Source organism: Rhodopseudomonas sp. BR0M22 (assembly GCF_010907035.1).
Lineage (GTDB): Bacteria > Pseudomonadota > Alphaproteobacteria > Rhizobiales > Xanthobacteraceae > Rhodopseudomonas.
The window spans coordinates 42,334-61,952 of the sequence record NZ_QUMK01000017.1 but is presented as its reverse complement, the minus strand read 5'-3'; the positions used below and the strand labels follow the sequence as shown (position 1 = coordinate 61,952).

The window sequence follows — 19,619 nt, the reverse complement described above, 5'->3', positions numbered from 1 at the left end:
ATGACGATGGTTGCGACCAGTCAAGTCAGGCGTGCGCCGATCGCATCGGCAGACGCCGCCGCGCCAACCGCCGTCAGGCGCCGGTCCGCCCACACCGAGCCGGCATGGGTGCGACTGCTGATCATCGGCTTCGCCCTCACCTTCCTCACCGTGTTCGTGGTGCTGCCGCTGATCCTGGTGTTTTCCGAGGCCCTGGCGAAAGGCGTCGCGTTCTATCTGTCGGCGCTCGCCGACGACGAAGCGCTGGCGGCGATCAAGCTGACGTTGATTGCGGCCGGCATTTCGGTCGGCCTCAATCTGGTGTTCGGCGTCATCGCCGCCTGGGCGATTGCGAAATTCGACTTTCCCGGCAAGACCTTCCTGATCACGCTGATCGATCTGCCGTTCTCGGTCTCGCCCGTGATCTCCGGCCTCGTCTTCGTGCTGCTGTTCGGCGCGCAAGGCTGGTTCGGACCATGGCTGATGGCGCATGGCGTCCAAATCCTGTTCGCGGTCCCGGCGATCGTGCTGGCGACGACCTTCGTCACCTTCCCGTTCGTGGCGCGCGAACTGATCCCGCTGATGCAGGAGCAGGGCCAGCAGGAAGAGGAAGCTGCGATATCGCTCGGCGCCAGCGGCTGGACCACCTTCTGGCGCGTCACGCTGCCGAATATCAAATGGGGCCTGCTGTACGGCGTGCTGCTCTGCAACGCCCGCGCGATGGGCGAGTTCGGCGCGGTGTCGGTGGTTTCGGGCCATATCCGCGGCGAGACCAACACCATGCCGCTGCTGGTCGAAATTCTCTACAACGAATACCAGATGGTGGCCGCATTCGCGATCGCCTCGCTGCTGGCGCTGCTCGCGCTGGTGACGCTGATCGTCAAGACCGTGCTGGAAGGCCGCATCGAAGAGGGGCTGCATCCCGATGACCATTGAAGTCCGCAACATCGTCAAGGAATTCGGCAGCTTCCGTGCGCTCGACAATGTCGACCTGCGGGTCGAGACCGGCGAACTGATGGCGCTGCTCGGTCCGTCCGGCTCCGGCAAGACCACGCTGCTGCGGATCATTGCCGGCCTCGAATGGCCGGACTCCGGCGTGGTGACGATCGACGGCGAAGACGCGCTGGCCCATGGCGCGGCCGAGCGCCATGTCGGCTTCGTATTTCAGCACTACGCGCTGTTCCGGCACATGAACGTGTTCGAGAATGTCGCGTTCGGCCTGCGGGTGCAGCCGCGCAAGATCCGCAAGAGCGAAGCGGAGATCAAGAAGCGGGTCGGCAATCTGCTGGATCTGGTGCAACTCGGCTGGCTCGCCGACCGTTATCCCAGTCAGCTTTCCGGCGGTCAGCGTCAGCGCATCGCGTTGGCCCGCGCGCTGGCGATCGAGCCGCGCATCCTGCTGCTCGACGAGCCGTTCGGCGCACTCGACGCCAAGGTCCGCAAGGAGCTGCGCGCCTGGCTGCGCAATCTCCACGAGGAGATCCACGTCACCTCGATTTTCGTGACGCACGACCAGGAAGAAGCGCTTGAAGTCGCCAACCGCGTCGTGGTGATGGACAAGGGCCGAATCGAACAGATCGGCTCGCCCGGCGACGTCTACGAGCGTCCGGCATCCGCCTTCGTGCACGGCTTTATCGGGGAGTCGATCGTGCTGCCGGTCGAGGTGCGTGACGGCCGGGTTCGGCTCGGCGACCGCGACCTCGATCTCATCGCTCAGGACGCTGCCGCCGGCCCGTCGAAGCTGTTCGTCCGCCGCCACGACGTCGCGGTGGGTCCGAGCGGCAGCGGCGTGTTCGAAGGCGCCGTGAAGGCGGTGCGTGCGTTCGGCCCGATGCAGCGCGCCGATATCGTGCTGGGCGGCCTCGGCGGCGACATCCTGATCGAGATCGACGCCCCGCGCGATCACTCGCTCAAGGTCGGAGACCACATCGGTCTGCAGCCTCAGCGCTACCGCATCTTCGCCGATCGCTAGGCCTTGGCTCGTCCGGTTGCGCAACGCATCCTGCTGACCGGACGGCCGCGAGAGTTCGGCCTGTCTGATTGATGCGCCGAAGCCGCGCGAGCACTTACCAAGCGACGAATCCAACGACCATGCGGCTGCTGGACGGGAGCCCGGCAGGCCTCCTGCCTCTACGCAGCTTGACTACGGAGAAGTGCCCCGCGACACCGCCGAGCACTTTGCATGACATCGAAATCATCGTTTTTTCGACAATGACAATCAATCGCTCGGCACAACTACGCGGCTAATCGTACCAACAAGTATCATGTTGCCGTAACAACCAATCGATGAAGACCACTGCACACCGGCGCATCGCTCAACGCCTGCGACAGAACGCCACACAACAAATCACCCCAGAGCACCGCGATCCGCACCACCACCGCATTGCGCGAAGTGCAATTTGATTAGTTCAAATCACGAGTTAGGCGACGCCAGGACAACTACTCAACCACCGCGGACTTACTCGCTCGCTGCATATGCTAACAGATGTGAATAATTGATCTCGATCAAATACGTATTTTAGTACGGCATGTGAATTTTGATGACAGATGGTCACTAATTACTTCCCGGACCAATCCGGCAAGCGTCGCGATGCAGGCTGAACCTGCACCAACGGACTTTTTCAAACTGAAACGATCTTGGTTCGACGTCGCCCGCGACACGCGGACGGCGATCGATGATGGCTGACAAAAACATCGTGCTTTGAGCACTTGCGGGGGACGCAATGGGGGGCTCTCAGGGGGCGGCGGCTGCGCGCGACCAAAATCGGCGCGGCCGCCGGAGCTGGATCTCGTCGCTGTTCGTATCGATCGCGCTGGCCTGGGGGACCTGGCCAGCCGGCGCCGAACCGGCGATGGTCGAACACACCACCTTACCGCATGACGGCCAAGTCGGCGCGGTCGATCCGTCGGTCAATGCGCTGGTCGACTATGTGCGCGGCTTGCAGAGCGCCGGCAAGACCGACCAGAACTTCACGCCGGTGCCGTCCCACGGCCTCGCGCTCGGTGACGGACACGGCGGCGGGCATGGCGGCATGTCGGGCCACGGGGCCTCCGCGCATGGTTCTCCCCACGGTTCACCGCATGGCTCGCCGCAGGGTGCGACCGCTGCGGGCCCGCGGTTCGACACGCGGTTTGCCGGGCATGGCGCGGCCGGGGTCTTGCTGGCGCTTCCCCAGATCGACGGCGGCCCGCAGCTCGAGCAGAACCTGCGGTTTGCGGCCTCGCTGCGCCTCACCACACTCAGCGAAAAGCGTATTCTGCGTTCGCACGAGACCCGCCGCACGCTGGCGGCACGACTTGCACGCGAGCCGGACTACGTGGCGCAGATGCCGGAAGTGGTCCGCGACGCCGCCATGGTGACCACCTGGGTGGCGCTGGAGAATTTCGACGACGCGGCGGAGCAACCGCAGCGGTTCGGCTTCATCGAGATCCTCGCCGCCAAGACCGACGATACGCGCCCCGTGCTGATGGTCGCAAAGCGCGAACCGAAGGCGGCGGCCGACGGCCGCGCGCCGATGGTGGCGCCGGCGCCGGGCGATCCGGACGGCCGTTACTTCGTCGGCTCCAAGCCTTGCGAGACCTGCCACGCCGGCCTGTTCGACGAATTCCAGCAGACCGTGATGGGCCGCAACATCAAGTCCGGCAAGGTCACGCCGCAAGGCAAGATGGAGTGCGAGACCTGCCACGGCCCGGGCTCGGCGCACGTCAACGGTGGCGGCGGCCGCGAGAAGGGCGGGATCCGCTCGTTCCGCCCAACCGACAGCCGCGGTTTCGATGTCGCCGAGGCCAACAGCGTCTGTCTGAGCTGCCACGAGAAGGGCGATCAGACCTATTGGCAGGGCTCGCAGCACGAGACTCGCGGCCTCGCTTGCGTCAATTGCCACACCGTGATGCGCAAGGTGTCGCCGCGCAATCAGCTCAAGACCGTGCAGGTGATGGATACCTGCTTCCAGTGCCACAAGGATCGCAAGGCACAGGTGCAGCGGACCTCGCACATGCCGCTGCGCGAGACCAAGATTACGTGCGTCAATTGCCATAACCCGCACGGCAGCGCGACCGAGAAACTGCTCAAGGAAGCGACCGTCAACGACACCTGCTACACCTGCCACGCCGACAAGCGCGGACCGTTCCTGTTCGAACATCCGCCGGTGCGCGAGAACTGCCTGAACTGCCACGAACCGCACGGCTCCAATCACGAGTCGCTGCTGATCGTCGCGCGGCAGCGGCTTTGCCAGCAGTGCCACACCAACCCGCACAACCAGCCGGGACTGCCGACCGCAGCACGCTGGGCGGTCGGGAACGCCTGCCAGAATTGCCACAACAACATCCACGGCTCGAACTCGCCGTCGGGATCGCGCTGGCACCGATAGTTCGGTGCCAGGGACAGCGACGGCTGCGGCCCCCGTCGCTCGCCACACCAACAAGCCGCGGAAGGTGATGGAAACGACTCGTCGCGAAGGGGGCTTTTGATATGACGTTGAGGCAATTTCTGCTGACGTCCGCTGCGATCTCGGTGATGACCGCAATGCCGATGAGCGCGACCGCCGAGACGGCGGCGAAGGAGGAGCCGGCGCGCTCGGCCGAGGACTTCGACGCAGCGCACGGCGGCTGGTCGTATTCGGGCGAATTCGAAGCCGGATGGCGATCGTTCACCCAGCGCCCACCGAAGTCGGCGACGCCCTGGGTCTCCCCGACCAATCCGTTCGGCGGCGGAGACCGCAACAACCGCTCGAAATTCGAAGAATACGGCCGGGTCGCACCGGGACTGTACGCCGAATATCTGCGGGTGACGCTGCAGACCAAGGACGGCACCTATTGGAACGAGCTGCGCGCCGACAATATCGGCAACAACAATCAGCGTTACGTCTTCGATTTCTCCAAGGCCGGCGAACACTATCTGACGCTGAGCTGGGACGAGATCCCGCATCTCTACACCACCAGCGCGCTCAGCATCTGGAACGGCGTCGGCACCACCAACCTGACCACGCCCGTCACCATTCCGGGGAGCGGATTGTCGGTGGTCGCCCCGGCGACCACCACAAGCCCAGCGCAGCGCGCCGCCGTCACCAACGCGCTGGCGGGCAAGACCAACATCATCGACGTCGGCATCGACCGTCGCAAGGGCTCGGCCGCCTATCGCTGGACTCCGGACCCGAACTGGGACGTCAAGGCCGTCTACTCGCACGAGAAGCGCGAGGGCACCCAGATCGCGGGCTTCCCGATCGGCGGCCTCGCCGGCACCGGGCTGCAGCAGATGCAGGCGCCGCGCCCGATCGACGACACCACCCAGATCGGCAAGCTGAGCGGCCAGTATTTCGGGGCGACGCCGTGGGGCGGACGCTACAACGTCCAGCTCGGCGGCGGATTCTCGCTTTACGACAACAGCTACAACGCCTTCACGGTGCAGAATCCGTTCTACGAACCGGCCAACCCGCGGGTGTTCTCGCCGGCCGCGCGGATCAGCCTGATGCCGAGCAATCAGGCCTACAACACGTCAGTCACCAGCGGCATCGACCTGCCCTTCAAGACGCGCTGGAACAGCACGCTGCAATACACCACGATGCGGCAAAACGATCCGTTCATTCCGTTCACCGCCAATCCCAGCATCACCACTTTCGCGCTGCCGGCCTCGAGCCTCAACGGCGAGGTCAACACCGCGCTCTACAACACCATCGCGACCACCCAGTGGACGCCCGAATTCCGCACCACTACGCGCTATCGCTACTACGACAACGACAACCAGACGCCCGAACTGCTGATGCCGAACTACGTGGTGGAGGATTCGTCCGCCACCGGCATCGCCGCCGGCATCCCGCGCCGGTCGCTGTCGATGTCCTATACCAAGCAGAACGCGAGCGGCGAGGTCCAATGGCGGCCGGCCAAATGGGTGACGCTCGGCAGCAGCTTCGGCTGGGAGCAGTGGGATCGCACCCGCCGAGACGCCAACGTCACCAACGAATTCATTGGCAAGGTCACCGCCGACTTCAGGGTGCACGACATCGCGACGCTGCGCACCAGCGGCCAATATTCCGAGCGCCGCTACGACAATTACGATGGTCTGGCGATGGCGCGCGAAACCTACTACAGCGCGACCGCCAACAACGGCACCAACTTGCTGATGCGCAAGTTCGACATGGCCAACCGCAACCAGACCAAGGCCAACGCCTTCCTCGACATCTCCGGCCCGAGCGGCAGCGTGTTCCGCGACTTCGTGGTGTCGCCGACCGCCGGCCTGCGGTTCGAGGACTATCCGGACGATCCGCTGTTCTTCGGTCTGAAGAAGAGCAACACCTGGAATGCCGGCATCGACGTCACCTACACCTTCTCTCCCGGCTCCGCGATCCAGGCGTCTTACCTGTACGAGACCTATGACCGCTTCCAGGTCGGCAGCGGCACGCTGACCAATTCGGCCACAGGTCTGCCCAACGCCGTCCCGATCAATGCGTTCGGCAGCAACACGCTCGAAAAGGTGCAGACCATCCTGATCTCGAGCACGTTGGAGCTGATTCCCGGCGTGCTCGACTTCAAGCTCGGCTACGCGATCTCGTTCTCGCACGAGGACTGGGACTACGCCCCCTACAACGGCTACGCGATGCTGGCGAATGCCGGTGGCACGGTCTACCGGCCGTTCCCGACGGTCTCGACCAACTATCAGCGCGTCGATGCCTCGCTCAAGCACACTATCGATCCATCGATCGTGGCGAAACTCGGCTGGACCGGCGAGGTCTACGTCAAGGCGCGCTACATCTGGGAGCGCAACAGCGTCGACAATTGGCAGCAGGATCTGATGTCGCCGTATCTGTATCTGGTCGACACCACGCTGGCGCGGATGATCGACATGGGCGCGACCAATCCGAACTACGAAGCGCAGTATCTCCAGATCTCGCTGAACGCGAAGTGGTGAACATCCGGCGGCCCGCTGCGAGGCCGCCGGTCACGGCAACTCGAAATCAACAACGGGAGGACGACCAACGATGACGCACAAGCCCACCGACCAGCCGCTGTCGCGGCGGAACCTGCTGAAAGCCGGCGCCAGCGCCGCTGGAGTCGCCGCGCTGCTCGGCGCCGGTGTCGCCACTACGGCCGCTCAGGTCACCAAGAAAGCCACGCACAAGGATGCCGGCTATCAGGAATCGCCGAACGGCGCCAAGCGCTGCGGCACCTGCCGGCAGTTTCGCCCCCCGAGCGGATGCGTCACGGTCGAAAGCCCGATCAGCGAAAACGGCTGGTGCCGTCTGTACGCCGGCAAGGGCTAGCGCGCTTTCCGGCAAACTGAGAACCGGCTCGCCAGAGCAGGTCCCGACGAACAAGAGGCTAGCGCGGCACAGCCGCGCCGATGCGATAGATCACGATCTGGCGGTGTGCCGGGGAACCGGCGCACCGTAGCAGGCTAAGCACCGCTCCCGCTGCGGAAGCGACGCCATCGGTGCGATCGGCGCGAGGCGATCTGGTGCGGGCGATCTGGCGCACAAGGATGCGTTTGCGCAAGGGCGGTGACCACATCGGCCCGCCCCCGCGCCGTTGTCGGAAGTTGCAACCGGTGAACGAGCCCAATGCCGAAGCGGCCCGGCACCACTTGCGGCCGTGTCACACAAGTTTTGCAAAACATTCTTAGGCAGAACCGGACACGCCTCCAGCACCGGTTCGCAATCATGCACAGCGTCGACGTTCGGTCGGTCAGCAAGTCGTTCGGCACGATGCGGGCGGTCGATGACGTCTCGTTCTCGGTCGAGCGCGGCCATCTTCTGGTGCTGCTCGGCCCGTCCGGCTGCGGCAAGTCCACGTTGCTCCGGATGATTGCCGGCCTGGAAGACCCCGACGCTGGCGTCGTCGCGATCGAAGGCCGGGACGTGCGCGGGCTGACGGGCGCGGCCCGCGGCGTCGGAATGGTGTTTCAATCCTACGCGCTGTTTCCACATCTGACGGTCGCCGACAACATCACCTTCGGCCTGTCGGTGCGCGGCGTGCCGAAGCGCGACATCGCCCAACGGCTCGAGCGTATCGTGTCGCTGCTCGGCCTCGAGCCGCTGCTGAAGCGTAAACCGTCGCAACTGTCCGGCGGACAGCAGCAACGCGTCGCGCTCGGCCGCGCGCTGATCGCCGAAGCTCCGGTCTGCCTGTTGGACGAGCCGCTGTCCAACCTCGATGCCCAGCTCCGGCTCGAACTACGCCGCGAGATCCGCGCGCTGCAGCAGCGGCTCGGCATCACCATGATTTACGTCACCCACGACCAGTCGGAAGCGATGAGCATGGCCGACCGGGTGATTCTGATGCGGTCCGGACAGATCGAGCAGCACGGCTCCCCCGCGCAGCTCTACGAGCAACCGGCTTCGCTTTTCACCGCCGGCTTCATCGGCGCCACACCGATGAACCTGCTGGATCTCGACGACGGCCCGCATGGCGCCGTGGTGGCCGAGGCCGACGGCCACGCGGTGTTCGAAGGTCCGGGCCGTGGACGTGTGCTCGGCCTGCGCCCCGAGGATGTCAGCGTCCACGGCATCAACGGCCCCAACCGGTTTCACGCCACTGTCACCTCGGTCGAATACCTCGGGGCCGAGGCGGTGGTGACCTGCGCGATCGGCCGACGTTCATTGCAGGCCCGCACCCGCGGCGACGGTGCGCCACCAGTCGGCGCCCGTGTCGGGCTCGGCTGGGACGCAGCCGCCGGCCACGTCTTCGACGCCGAGAGCGGGCGCCGCCTTTCGATTCAGACCGGCACCGTTTCGCGGCCGCTTCAGCTCCGGACCGCCACCAATCAGGAGAGTAATTGCGCATGAACACCATCGCCCGGCTCACCATCGCAGCGTCGCTCGCGATCTCGGCATTCGGCGTCTCGGCCGCGTCCGCGACAGAGGTCACGTTCTACTACCCGGTTGCGGTGGGTGGACCGATTACCAAGATCATCGACGGATACGCAGCCGAATTCACCAAGGCGCACCCCGACATCACGGTGAAGCCGGTCTACACCGGCAGCTATCAGGACTCGGTGGTCAAGGCGATCACCGCCGCCAAGGCCGGCAACGCCCCCGACATCGCAATCCTGCTGTCGACCGACATGTTCACGCTGATCGACAACGACCTGATCGAGCCGATCGACACGCTGGCCAAATCCGAAGCCGACCACGAGTGGCTGAAGGCGTTCTATCCGGCCTTCATGGAAAACAGCCAGACCGGCGGCCACACCTGGGGAATCCCGTTCCAACGCTCGACCATCGTGCAGTACTGGAACAAGGATGCCTTCAAGGCAGCCGGGCTGGATCCAGACAAGGCGCCTGGGAGCTGGGACGAGATGGTCGCGATGGGCAAGACCCTGACCAAGCGCGACGACTCCGGCACGGTGACGCAGTGGGGGCTCGAAATTCCATCCTCGGGCTTTCCTTACTGGCTGTTCCAGGCACTGACGACGCAGAACGGCGCCATCCTCGCCAATCCCGAAGGCACCAAGGTTGCCTACAACGATCCGAAGGTCGTCGAATCGGCGCAGTTCTTCGCCGATCTCAGCCGCAAATACGACGTGATGCCGAAGGGCATCATCGATTGGGGGACCACGCCGAAGGACTTCTTCGAAGGCAAGACCGCGATGATGTGGACCACCACCGGAAACCTCACCAACGTGCGCAAGAACGCCAAATTCGCATTCGGCGTGGCGGCGCTGCCGAAGAAGGTCCGTGGCGGTTCGCCGACCGGCGGCGGCAACATCTACATCTTCAAGACCGGCGACAAGGCCAAGACGGCGGCGGCGCTGGAATTCGCGCGCTTCCTGTCGACTCCGGAACGCGCGGCAGATTGGGGCATCGCCACCGGCTATGTCGCCACCCGGCCCGACGCCTGGGAGACCGAGGCGATGAAGAAGTACGTCGCCGATTTCCCGGCCGCAGCGGTGGCCCGCGACCAGCTCAAGGACGCGGTCGCGGAGCTGTCGACCCACGACAATCAGCGCGTCACCAAGGCGCTCAACGACGGATTGCAGGCCGTCCTGACCGGCGCCAAGCCGGCCAAGGACGCGATGGATCAGGCGCAAGCCGAGGCGACCCGGATCTTGTCGGCCTATCAGCACTAATCGATCACCCGCGGCTGCCGGAGCCTTGTCTTCGGCCGCCGCAGCAACACCCGCACCCGTCATGCCCGCGCCTGTCGCGGGCATGACGATCGACTGATCGAGACATGTCGCCACACCCGCCCCGCCAAGCACGCACCATCAACGTCCACATCCAGGGTTGGCTTCTGGCGCTGCCGGCGATCGTGCTGCTGGCGGCGTTCACGCATATTCCCGGCATCGCCACCATCTTCGACAGCTTCTACGCCACGCCGCACGGCAAGCGGCCGGCGGCGTTCGTCGGATGGGCGCAATATCAGACGATGTGGACCGACCCGATCGCGTGGACGGCGCTGAAGAACAATCTGCTCTACGCCCTGATCACGGTGCCGCTGTCGATCGGGCTGGCGCTGGCCATGGCGCTGTGGGTCGCCGGCCGCATCAAAGGCCGCTCAGCGCTGCGGCTGGCGTTCTTCACCCCGACCATCCTGCCGATGGTCGCCGCAGCCAACATCTGGATCTTCTTCTATACGCCGGACTACGGCCTGCTCAACCAGATCACCCGCGCGTTCGGCGGCGGCAGCGTCAATTGGCTCGGCGATCCGTCCACCGCGCTGCCGGCGTTGATGGCGGTGACGGTGTGGAAGGAGGCTGGCTTCTTCATGATCTTCTATCTGGCGGCGCTGCAACAGGTGTCACCGACGCTGTACGAAGCCGCCCGGATGGAGAACGCCGGGCGCTGGACGATCTTCCGCCGCATCACCTGGCCGCTGGTGATGCCGACCACCCTGTTCGTCGCCGTCAATGCGCTGATCAACGCGTTCCGGGTGGTCGATCAGGTGATCGCGATGACCGGAGGCGGCCCGAACAACGCCACGACGCTGCTGCTGTTCTACATCTATCAGGTCGGGTTCAGCTTCTGGGACACCGGTTACGCGGCGGCGCTGTCGGCACTGCTGCTGGCGCTGCTCGGCCTGGTGTCGATGCTGCAATTCGCACTGCTCGGCCGCAACGTTCATTATCGCTGAGGTCGCCGTGTCCGATCGCCTGTTCCGACTGCTCTCCACCCTCGGCGCCTGGGTGTTCGGCCTGGTATGGGCGCTGCCGCTGCTCTACGCGCTGTGGGCGGCGTTTCATCCCTCGGCCTTCGCGACGCATTTCGATATCAGCGCGCCTGTCACGACCGGGAACTTCATCCGGGCCTGGGAAGCGGCGCCGTTCGCCCGATATTTCCTCAATACCGTGATGCTCGTGATCGGCATCATGATCGGACAGTTTGTGATCTGCACATTGGCGGCGTTCGCGCTGGCGCGCGGCAAGCTGTTCGGCGGCGAAATCCTGTTCGCGCTGATTCTCGTGCAACTGATGGTCACGCCCGACGTGCTGATCATGGAGAACTACCGCACGCTGCAGAAGCTCGGCCTGATCGATACGCTGACCGGCGTCGGGCTACCCTATGTGGCGTCCGCTTTCGGCATCTTCCTGCTGCGCCAGACCTTCAAGTCGATCCCGAAGGAGCTCGACGACGCGGCCCGGCTGGAAGGCGCCAGCACGCTGCAGACGATCTGGCGGGTCTATCTGCCGCTGGCACGGCCGGTCTACGTCGCCTACGGCCTGGTGTCGATCAGTTACCATTGGAACAACTTCCTGTGGCCGCTGATCGTCACCAATTCGACCGAGACCCGTCCGCTGACCGTCGGCCTGCAGGTCTTCGCCTCGGTCGATCAAGGCATCGACTGGTCGGTGATCTGCGCCGCCGCGCTGATGACCTCGGCGCCGCTGATGCTCGCTTTCCTGCTGTTCCAACGCGCCTTCATTCAGAGTTTCCTGCGCGCCGGCATCCGCTGAGGATCTGGGTCAGGCATCGGCCGTCTCGCGCACCAGGATGCGTTCGCGCAGCGTCGGCTTGTGCACCTTGCCGGTGGCGTTGCGCGGCAACGCATCAACAAACGTGACGCGCTGCGGACATTTGAACCGCGCCAGGCGCTCGCGGCAATGTGCCAGCAGCTTGGCCTCGCTCAGTTCGAAGCCGGGCTTCAGCGCCACGACGGCCACTCCGGTCTCGCCCCATTGCGGATCGGGCGCACCGATCACCGCGGCCTCGGCGATCTCCGGCAATTGATACAGCACGTCCTCGACCTCGGCCGGATAGACGTTCTCGCCGCCCGAGATGTACATGTCCTTGGTGCGGTCGACGATGTAGTAGAAGCCCTCGTCGTCGACCCGCGCCGCGTCGCCGGTGTGCAGCCAGCCGTCGGTGAACGAGGTGCGATTGGCGTCCGGACGATTCCAGTAGCCGGGCGTGATGTTCGGCCCCTTCACCCAGAGTTCGCCCATCTCGCCGGGCTTCACCGGCTCGCCGTCGGGACCGACGATCTTGAGGTCGCCATGCAGCACCGGCTTGCCGGCAGAGCCGGCCTTGCGGGCTGCATCATCGGCGTCGAGCATCAGCACCGCCGGGCTGGTCTCGGTCATGCCGTAGCCTTGCACCAACGCACACCCGCGCTCCTGCCAGATCTTCAGAAGCGGCACCGGCATCGGCGCCCCGCCGACACCGGCGATCTGCAGCCGCGACAGATCGGTGGTGGCGAACGCCGGATGCTGACACATGAACTGATAGATCGACGGCACGCCGAAGAAATGCGTCAAACCGACCGCCGGATCTCCGATGATCGACAGCGCCGCGCCGGGATCGAAGGTTCGCATCAACAGCGTGGTGCCGCCGGCATGCAGAACCGGATTGGTATAGCAGTTCAGCCCGCCGGTGTGGAACAGCGGCAGCACGCAGAGAAATACGGTTCGCTGCGACACGAAGATCGGGATGCCGAGATTGACCGCGTTGATGAAGGTCATGCCATGGGTGATCATGGCGCCCTTCGGCTTTCCGGTGGTGCCGGAGGTGTACATGATGGTCGAGACGTCATCGAGCGTCACCGGCTCGGCGGCGCCGAGCCGCGGCGACGCCGCCAGCGCGGCCTCATAGGCCGGGCCGAACGCCAAGAGATGCGGCACGCTGCAGGCCGCCTTCAACTCGGTCGCCATCGGCGCTAGTTCGTCGTCATGCGCCAGCACCCGCGGGGCGGCATCGCCGACGATGTAGGACAGTTCGTGCACCGTGAGGCGGACGTTGAGCGGCACGAAGATCGCGCCGAGGCGGAAGCATGCGAACTGCACCTCCAGCGTCTCGGCCGCATTGAGCGCCAACACCGCGACGCGGTCGCCGCGGCCGACGCCGAGGGTCGACAGATGCGTCGCCAGCCGGTCGATCCGCTCGTCCATCGTGCGGTAGCTGATCTTGCGGCTGCTGGCGAGATCGATCACCGCGATTTGCTCGGGGCGGACCTCGGCGTGATGGGCGATCCAGTCGAAGTAAGCGAAGCTCATGGGTTTCTCCCTCGGGAAGCCGGCGGCTCTTGTTGGCCGTCTCGACGAGGGAAGTGAAATCGTGGACCAGCGCGAAGTCAATCGCCGCATCTTGTGCGGCGCAACTAACTATCGCGAAATTGAGCCGGCCATGCAGCCTGTCGGCGCAAGACAGGCCGGCGCCGTCCAGCGGCTACTGATAGGCCGCGACGATATCCGAGACCGCGCGTTCGAGCTGCTTGGCGGTGGCGCACTGCCGGACCACGTTGCAGAACGGCGCGTAGCGGAACATTTCCGAATCGCCCCAGCCCCAGCCCATCCGACCTTCGGGATTGAGCCAGACCACGCGCTTGGCACGCTCCGAGATGGTGCGAAGGATATCGGTGCGCGGATCGAGATTGTTGCTACGGGCGTCGCCGAGCACGATCACCGTGGTCTTCGGCGTCACCGCGCGCAGCCAGCGCTTTTCGAAATCCGCCAGCGACGAACCGTAATCGGACGAGCCGAACCCGACCTTCGACATGATCTCGCGCATCGCCGCTTCCGGCTCCTGCTTGTCGAGGATATCGCTGACCTCGATCAGGTGGCCGGAGAACGCGAACGAGCGGACGTCGTCGACCACTTCGTGCAGGCTGTGGATCAGCAGCAGGAAGAAGTCCGACACCTGCGCCACCGAGCCGGACACGTCGCACAGCGCCACGATCTGCGGCTTGTCGCGATGCCGCCGCTTCCAGGCGGTGAGGAACGGGATGTTGCCCCAGGCGGCGTTGCGCCGGATCGTGCGGCGGACATCGAGATGGCCGCGGCGCTGCCGCTTGCGCGGCTTGCTGTAGCGCTCGCGCAGCCGCCGCGCGATGGCGCGGATCAGCTCCTTCATCTGCTCGACCTGGCGCCGCTCCAGCCGCATCATCGGCGCGTTGCGCAGCACCTCTTGGCGCAGATTCTCGGCTTCCTCGCGGCCGTACAGCAGCAGCGCCTGCGCCACCATTTCGCGCACGCTGTCGCGCAGGCCGTCGAGCGCGGCAGCGAGCCGTTCGGCTTGCGCCGGATCGTCGGCCTTGAGCCGATCGAGATCGTCGCGCAACCGGCCGGCGCCGAGCGCTTCCATCATCCGGCTCTGAAACAGGCCGCGCTGGGTGAAGAACCGGATGTTGGCCAGCGACGCTTCGTTGGCCGCACCGGCAAGCGCGGCCGCAACCGCGCTGCGGTCCTGCGCGAGCAGCATCTGCGCCAGCTCGCCGAGTTCCGGCGGCGCCGAGCCCTCGCCGCCGCCCTGCCCCGGCGCGCTGTTGCCGCTCGGCTGCGAGGGTGATGTCGCGTTGTCTGCCTGCTGATCGGCGTCGTCGGCCGCATCCGTGTTGGTCTTCGGCTCGGGCCGGCTGAAGAACAGGTCGAAGCACTGCGCCAGCGCCTGCTTTTCGTCCTGCGTTTTGGCCAGGGTCACCAGCAGCGTGTCACGCAGCAGGCCGCGATCGGCGAAGCCGACCTCGGACACCGCCCGCATCGCGTCGATACTCTCGGCCGGCGACACCCGCACGCCGGCGCCGCGCGCCGCCCGGAAAAAGCGGTGCAGCTCCTCGCGCATCAGCCGAACACGCCCTCGCGCCCGGCCTTGGCGACGAAGCCGGAGACCTGCGGCAGCGCGGTTTCAATGTCGGCTTCGTACTTCAACAGCACGTTGAGGGTGTCCTTCACGGTCTGGTGGTCGAGCTCGCTCGCCTGCAGCAGCACCAGCACCCGCGCCCAGTCGATCGTTTCGCTGACCGACGGCAGCTTCTTCAGATCGAGCGCGCGAATCTGGTTGATGAAGCCGACCATCTGGCGGCGCAGCGTTTCGCCGGCGCCGGGCACGCGGCTTTCGACGATGCGCTCTTCCAGCCGCTGTTCGGGGAAGCCGATGTGCAGATGCAGGCAGCGCCGCTTCAGCGCGTCCGACAGATCGCGTTCGCCGTTCGAGGTCAGCAGCACCAGCGGCTTCACCGTGGCGCTGATGGTGCCGAGCTCGGGAATCGTCACCTGGTAGTCCGACAGGATTTCCAGCAGCAGCGACTCGAACTCGGCGTCCGACTTGTCGATTTCGTCGACCAGCAGCACGCAGCCCTCCGGCTGCTCCAGCGCCTTCAAGAGCGGTCGCGGCTCGACGAATTCCTTGGAGAAGAACACGTCGCCGAAGTCGTGCAGCCGGCCGAGCGCATCCGACAGGGTCTGCGCGCCGCCGAGCACCTCGCCGAGCTTGTCCTTGAGGATCTGGGTGTAGAGCAGTTGCTTGGCGTATTTCCACTCGTACAGCGCCTTGGCTTCGTCCAGCCCCTCGTAGCACTGCATCCGGATCATCTGCAGGCCGCGCCAGCTCGCCAGCGCTTTGGCCAGTTCGGTCTTGCCGACACCGGCAGGCCCTTCGACCAGGATCGGCTTCTCGATCTTTTCGGCCAGATACACGGCGGTAGCGATCTGGCGGCTGGCGATGTAGCCGACCGACGCCAGCCCAGCAGTCACGGCTTCGATGGATTGCATCGGCAGATTCGCAGTCATTGCTTTTGATTGCTCCAGAGAGATTGGCCGAGGGCGATCTGCCGCTGCTTGCGCGGCTCGCGCGCGACACTGGCCAGCACGTCGAACGCCGCCAGCGATCGGGTGAGTTGGTCGTCGATGCGGTCCGGGGGCAGCAGCGCACGCACCTCATCGACGAGATTGCGCGCCAGGCTGCGAACGCCGATCACGCGCGCGCCATTCGGCGGCTCGCCGCTGTCGAGCGCCCGCACCGCGGCTGCGCTTGCCGCCTGCGCCAGCGACAACAGCCCGGCGAGGCGACCGAGCGTGAGCGCGTGATCCTCGCTGCGCTCGACCCGCGCCGCGACGGTGTGCAGCAGCCAGTCGAGAAAGCCGACAGTGGTGGCGGTCGCGACCGTGTCCTCAATGTCTCGGAACGGCAGCGCCATCGCCGGATAAGCGTCGGGCAGCGTGCCGATCCGCGCCGAGGCCGGCACGGTGCAGTTCACAAAGCTCAGTTCGCAATGCGACGCCGGCTTCAGCACGTCAAGCGACGGCATCGGGGTCAGCGTCAGCCCCGCGGTGTCGCGTGGCACTTGGAACAAGCCATAGCGCTTGCGCCCCTGATCGATATCGGTGATCGCCAGCACCAGAAACAGATCGGCGACCGGCCCGTTGGTGATCCACGCCTTGCGGCCGTTGATGACGTAGGCGTCACCCTGCAGCTCGGCAGTCGTTTGCAGATGTTTCGGGTGCGCACCGGCGCCGGGCTCGGAGATCGCCACCGCGGCCCAGCCACGACCCGCAGCGATCCGCGGCAACAGCTCGCCGCGCTGCGCAGCATCCGCGAAGCCACCGATGAAGAACCGCGCGATCAGTTGCCGGCCGGCGAACGCCGTGGCGAGACCAAGTTCGCCGGTCGCTGCGGCGATCGCCTGCTCGGCCTGCGCGATAGCCCCGTAGCTGTCGAGCGCCACGTCGTCACCGGGAAGGCCGATCTCTAACAGCCCGGCCTGCGCCATCGGCGCGAACGGATCGCCGGATCGATCAGCGGTCAGCGCCCGCCAACGCGCGATGCGTTCGGCGACCGCAGCAATCGTCCGGGACGCAGCCGGTGTTCGAAGCTCTGTCATGGTCTGGTTGTGTAGAACAACCGCGTCGCGACGGCGAGTATTTGTTGTATTCCGGCAAATGGAATGCGGCGGCGGAGTTGCTCACTCCGCCGCCGGCTTCCCGTCGTCACAGCCAGGCTCACCTCCCCGGCGCTGGATCGATCAACGCACCGGGCTCACTTACACCGCATGAACCTCCGGTTCGCGTTCCCAGAACCTCAACTGCGTACACAGCTCCAGGAAGCCCCCGGCGTCCTTGGGCCCGGCCAGAGTCATCACGCCGCCGTCGGGCTCGACACCGGCCTTCTCGAGCAGCGGCATCGCATCCTCGCTGGTGGCGATGAACTTGGCGTGCGCGAACGCATCGGCGACGAAATCGCGCGCGGTCGCTTCCTGCTGCAGCTGCGCGGCGCCCTCTGCCGAGACCAGGATCGCCACCGCGTCGTACAGCACCGAAGGGCCGCCATTGACCTTCTGCTTGGCGGGACGCTGCTTGCCGTCCGAGGTGGTGAAGCCGCCGACTTTCGGGGCGACCAGCTCGACCACGGCGCCATGCTGCTTGGCGGCCTTCTCGAGCGCCGCGAGTAGCGCTGCGTCGGCGCCGTCGCTGACCAGGATGCCGAGCTTGCGGCCCTTGAAGCTGCCCGGCGGGTTCTTGACGATGCTCAGCGCCGGCGACGGCGGCAGATCGGTGATCACCTCGCGGGCCGGCGTCGCGGCGGCCGGCAGCTTCATGCCGAGGCCGTCGGCGACCATCTTGGCGAGCTGCTTGTCCACATTGACGAGATGCGACAGTACGCGGGTTCGGATCGCCGGCGTCTCGACCTTGCTGAGTTCGAAGGTGAATGCGTCCTTGATATGCGTCTGCTCGGTCTCGGTCTGGCTGATGTAGAACTGCCGCGCCTGGCTGTAGTGATCGGCGAACAGCTCGCCGCGGGCGCGTCGCTTCTCGCCGCTCTCTTCGGCCGGAAAGGTGCGGAAGCCCTTCGCGGTCTCACGCGGGCCGCCGTCGGCACCCCATGAATTCGGTTCGTAGTTGGCACGGCCCTTGGGATTGGTCAGCGTCATGTGCCCGTCCTGCTGAAAGGTGTGGAACGGGCATTTCGGCGAGTTGATCGGCAGATCGTTGAAGTTCGGACTGCCGAGCCGCTTCAGTTGGGTGTCGAGATAAGAGAAGTTGCGCCCCTGCAGCAGCGGGTCGTTGGTGAAGTCGATGCCGGGCACGATGTTGCCGGTCTGAAACGCGACCTGCTCGGTCTCCTTGAAGAAATTGTCGACGGTGCGATCCAGCACCAGCCGGCCGACGCGGCGGATCGGCACGCGCTCTTCCGGAATGATCTTGGTGGGGTCGAGAATGTCGAACTCGAATTTATCGGCAAACGCGTCGTCGAACAGTTGCAGCCCAAGCTCCCACTCCGGGTAGTCGCCGGACTGAATCGCATCCCACAGGTCGCGGCGATGAAAATCGGGATCGGCACCGTTCAGCTTCACCGCCTCGTTCCACACCACCGATTGCATGCCGAGCTTCGGCTTCCAATGAAACTTGACGTAGGTCGATTTGCCGGCCGCGTTGATCAGCCGGAAGGTGTGGACACCGAAACCCTCCATGAACCGGAACGAGCGCGGGATGGTGCGATCGGACATGATCCACAGCGCCATGTTGATCGATTCCGGCATCAGCGAAATGAAGTCCCAGAAATTGTCGTGCGCGGTCTGAGCCTGCGGAAAGCCGCGATCCGGTTCCTGCTTGGCGGCGTGGATCAGGTCGGGGAACTTGATCGCATCCTGGATGAAGAACACCGGGATGTTGTTGCCGACCAGATCCCAATTGCCTTCCTTGGTGTAGAACTTCACCGCGAAGCCACGGACGTCGCGCGCCAGATCAGCCGAGCCCTTGTTGCCGGCAACGGTGGAGAACCGCACGAACACCGGGGTCTTCTCTCCGGCACGCTGGAAGATGTCGGCAGATGTGACGTCGGCGAGCGACTCGGTGGTCTCGAAGAACCCGTGAGCGCCGAAGCCACGCGCATGGACAACGCGCTCGGGAATCCGCTCGTGGTCGAAGTGGAAGATCTTCTCCCGGAAGTGAAAGTCCTCCATCAGCGTCGGGCCGCGCTGGCCGAGCTTGAGGCTGTTCTGGTCGTCACTGACAGGCACGCCCTGCCGCGTCGTCAGCGCCGCGATCTCGCCCTCCGCGACCTGATGGGTCTCGCCTCCCGCACGCCGTTTGATCGACGCGTCTGCAAGCTTGGCGGACTTCAATTCGGGATGCTTGTTAGCCATGGGTCCTCGCACACGGAAGAATGAGTCGTTCGGCGGCGAGTCTGGCTCTCGCGGCGATCGAAACCGTCGCGGCCGTATCGATCCAACTGGTGCGCGAGAGTCGTCCGCCGCCGTGACTACGGCGAGAAGGCGGATTGGTTCCTGGGATGAGACGAGGATGGGGCACCAAGGCGAAGAACCCGCACCGTCATTCCGGGGCGCTCACGCCAGTGAGCGAACCCGGAATCCAGAGGTTATCGTGGGGCGATCCGCTAAATCGAGATTCCGGGTTCGCGCGCTTCACGCGCTCCCCGGAATGACCATTTTGGCGCGTACTCGGCCTCCCGACGACGGTGAGACGGCGCCGCTTGCGAGCT

The 19,619-nt window shown here is 65.3% G+C and carries 14 protein-coding genes; 9 read left to right on the top strand and 5 right to left on the bottom strand.

Going from position 1 to position 19,619, the window contains the following annotated elements:
• From cysW to DY468_RS07670, 9 genes are all read left to right on the top strand, one after another.
• Entirely contained in the window at nucleotides 1-915 is a 915-nt protein-coding gene (cysW, locus tag DY468_RS07710) for a sulfate ABC transporter permease subunit CysW (RefSeq protein WP_164603926.1), read from the top strand.
• Nucleotides 905-1,951, top strand: a complete 1,047-nt coding sequence (locus DY468_RS07705) for a sulfate/molybdate ABC transporter ATP-binding protein (protein ID WP_164603925.1) — start codon at nucleotides 905-907, stop codon at nucleotides 1,949-1,951. Before cysW ends, DY468_RS07705 begins: the two co-directional genes overlap by 11 nt.
• Nucleotides 1,952-2,702: 751 nt before the next feature.
• A complete protein-coding gene (locus DY468_RS07700; RefSeq protein ID WP_164603924.1) occupies nucleotides 2,703-4,349 on the top strand; it encodes a DmsE family decaheme c-type cytochrome in 1,647 nt (548 codons plus the stop codon).
• Nucleotides 4,350-4,450: 101 nt separating this feature from the next.
• Entirely contained in the window at nucleotides 4,451-6,883 is a 2,433-nt protein-coding gene (locus DY468_RS07695; protein WP_164603922.1) for an MtrB/PioB family decaheme-associated outer membrane protein, read from the top strand.
• Between the two features lie 70 nt (nucleotides 6,884-6,953).
• Complete coding sequence (locus DY468_RS07690) at nucleotides 6,954-7,235, top strand: high potential iron sulfur protein (RefSeq protein ID WP_164603919.1); 282 nt, start codon at nucleotides 6,954-6,956, stop codon at nucleotides 7,233-7,235.
• A 396-nt stretch (nucleotides 7,236-7,631) separates the two neighbouring features.
• Nucleotides 7,632-8,756, top strand: a complete 1,125-nt coding sequence (locus tag DY468_RS07685; protein ID WP_164603917.1) for an ABC transporter ATP-binding protein — start codon at nucleotides 7,632-7,634, stop codon at nucleotides 8,754-8,756.
• Nucleotides 8,753-10,039 (top strand): ABC transporter substrate-binding protein, encoded by a 1,287-nt coding sequence (locus DY468_RS07680; protein WP_164603915.1) that lies wholly within the window; start codon nucleotides 8,753-8,755, stop codon nucleotides 10,037-10,039. Before DY468_RS07685 ends, DY468_RS07680 begins: the two co-directional genes overlap by 4 nt.
• A 104-nt stretch (nucleotides 10,040-10,143) precedes the next feature.
• Complete coding sequence (locus DY468_RS07675; protein ID WP_164603913.1) at nucleotides 10,144-11,043, top strand: carbohydrate ABC transporter permease; 900 nt, start codon at nucleotides 10,144-10,146, stop codon at nucleotides 11,041-11,043.
• Nucleotides 11,044-11,050: 7 nt separating this feature from the next.
• Complete coding sequence (locus tag DY468_RS07670) at nucleotides 11,051-11,863, top strand: carbohydrate ABC transporter permease (RefSeq protein WP_349644256.1); 813 nt, start codon at nucleotides 11,051-11,053, stop codon at nucleotides 11,861-11,863.
• Between the two features lie 9 nt (nucleotides 11,864-11,872).
• Here the strand turns inward: DY468_RS07670 and DY468_RS07665 are convergent, their stop codons facing one another.
• The 5 genes from DY468_RS07665 to katE all read right to left on the bottom strand — a co-directional run bounded on the left by DY468_RS07665 (nucleotide 11,873) and on the right by katE (nucleotide 19,263).
• On the bottom strand, nucleotides 11,873-13,399 hold the full coding sequence (locus tag DY468_RS07665) for an acyl-CoA synthetase (RefSeq protein ID WP_164603911.1): 1,527 nt from the start codon (nucleotides 13,397-13,399) through the stop codon (nucleotides 11,873-11,875).
• Between the two features lie 172 nt (nucleotides 13,400-13,571).
• Entirely contained in the window at nucleotides 13,572-14,963 is a 1,392-nt protein-coding gene (locus tag DY468_RS07660; protein WP_164603909.1) for a vWA domain-containing protein, read from the bottom strand.
• Complete coding sequence (locus DY468_RS07655; RefSeq protein ID WP_164603907.1) at nucleotides 14,963-15,910, bottom strand: AAA family ATPase; 948 nt, start codon at nucleotides 15,908-15,910, stop codon at nucleotides 14,963-14,965. Before DY468_RS07655 ends, DY468_RS07660 begins: the two co-directional genes overlap by 1 nt.
• Nucleotides 15,907-17,001, bottom strand: a complete 1,095-nt coding sequence (locus DY468_RS07650) for an acyl-CoA dehydrogenase family protein (RefSeq protein ID WP_164603905.1) — start codon at nucleotides 16,999-17,001, stop codon at nucleotides 15,907-15,909. Before DY468_RS07650 ends, DY468_RS07655 begins: the two co-directional genes overlap by 4 nt.
• A gap of 159 nt (nucleotides 17,002-17,160) precedes the next feature.
• Nucleotides 17,161-19,263 (bottom strand): catalase, encoded by a 2,103-nt coding sequence (gene katE / locus DY468_RS07645; protein ID WP_164603903.1) that lies wholly within the window; start codon nucleotides 19,261-19,263, stop codon nucleotides 17,161-17,163.
• Nucleotides 19,264-19,619 lie beyond the last annotated feature (356 nt).

Excerpts from the sequence above, each read along its gene's own strand:
- DY468_RS07680 (WP_164603915.1), top strand. The coding sequence starts at position 8,753 with ATGAACACCATCGCCCGGCTCACCATCGCAGCGTCGCTCGCGATCTCG.
- DY468_RS07675 (WP_164603913.1), top strand. The coding sequence starts at position 10,144 with ATGTCGCCACACCCGCCCCGCCAAGCACGCACCATCAACGTCCACATC.
- DY468_RS07655 (WP_164603907.1), bottom strand. The coding sequence starts at position 15,910 with ATGACTGCGAATCTGCCGATGCAATCCATCGAAGCCGTGACTGCTGGG.
- DY468_RS07650 (WP_164603905.1), bottom strand. The coding sequence starts at position 17,001 with ATGACAGAGCTTCGAACACCGGCTGCGTCCCGGACGATTGCTGCGGTC.
- DY468_RS07695 (WP_164603922.1), top strand. The coding sequence starts at position 4,451 with ATGACGTTGAGGCAATTTCTGCTGACGTCCGCTGCGATCTCGGTGATG.
- DY468_RS07705 (WP_164603925.1), top strand. The coding sequence starts at position 905 with ATGACCATTGAAGTCCGCAACATCGTCAAGGAATTCGGCAGCTTCCGT.
- DY468_RS07660 (WP_164603909.1), bottom strand. The coding sequence starts at position 14,963 with ATGCGCGAGGAGCTGCACCGCTTTTTCCGGGCGGCGCGCGGCGCCGGC.
- DY468_RS07665 (WP_164603911.1), bottom strand. The coding sequence starts at position 13,399 with ATGAGCTTCGCTTACTTCGACTGGATCGCCCATCACGCCGAGGTCCGC.
- DY468_RS07690 (WP_164603919.1), top strand. The coding sequence starts at position 6,954 with ATGACGCACAAGCCCACCGACCAGCCGCTGTCGCGGCGGAACCTGCTG.
- DY468_RS07700 (WP_164603924.1), top strand. The coding sequence starts at position 2,703 with ATGGGGGGCTCTCAGGGGGCGGCGGCTGCGCGCGACCAAAATCGGCGC.
- DY468_RS07685 (WP_164603917.1), top strand. The coding sequence starts at position 7,632 with ATGCACAGCGTCGACGTTCGGTCGGTCAGCAAGTCGTTCGGCACGATG.
- katE (WP_164603903.1), bottom strand. The coding sequence starts at position 19,263 with ATGGCTAACAAGCATCCCGAATTGAAGTCCGCCAAGCTTGCAGACGCG.
- cysW (WP_164603926.1), top strand. The coding sequence starts at position 1 with ATGACGATGGTTGCGACCAGTCAAGTCAGGCGTGCGCCGATCGCATCG.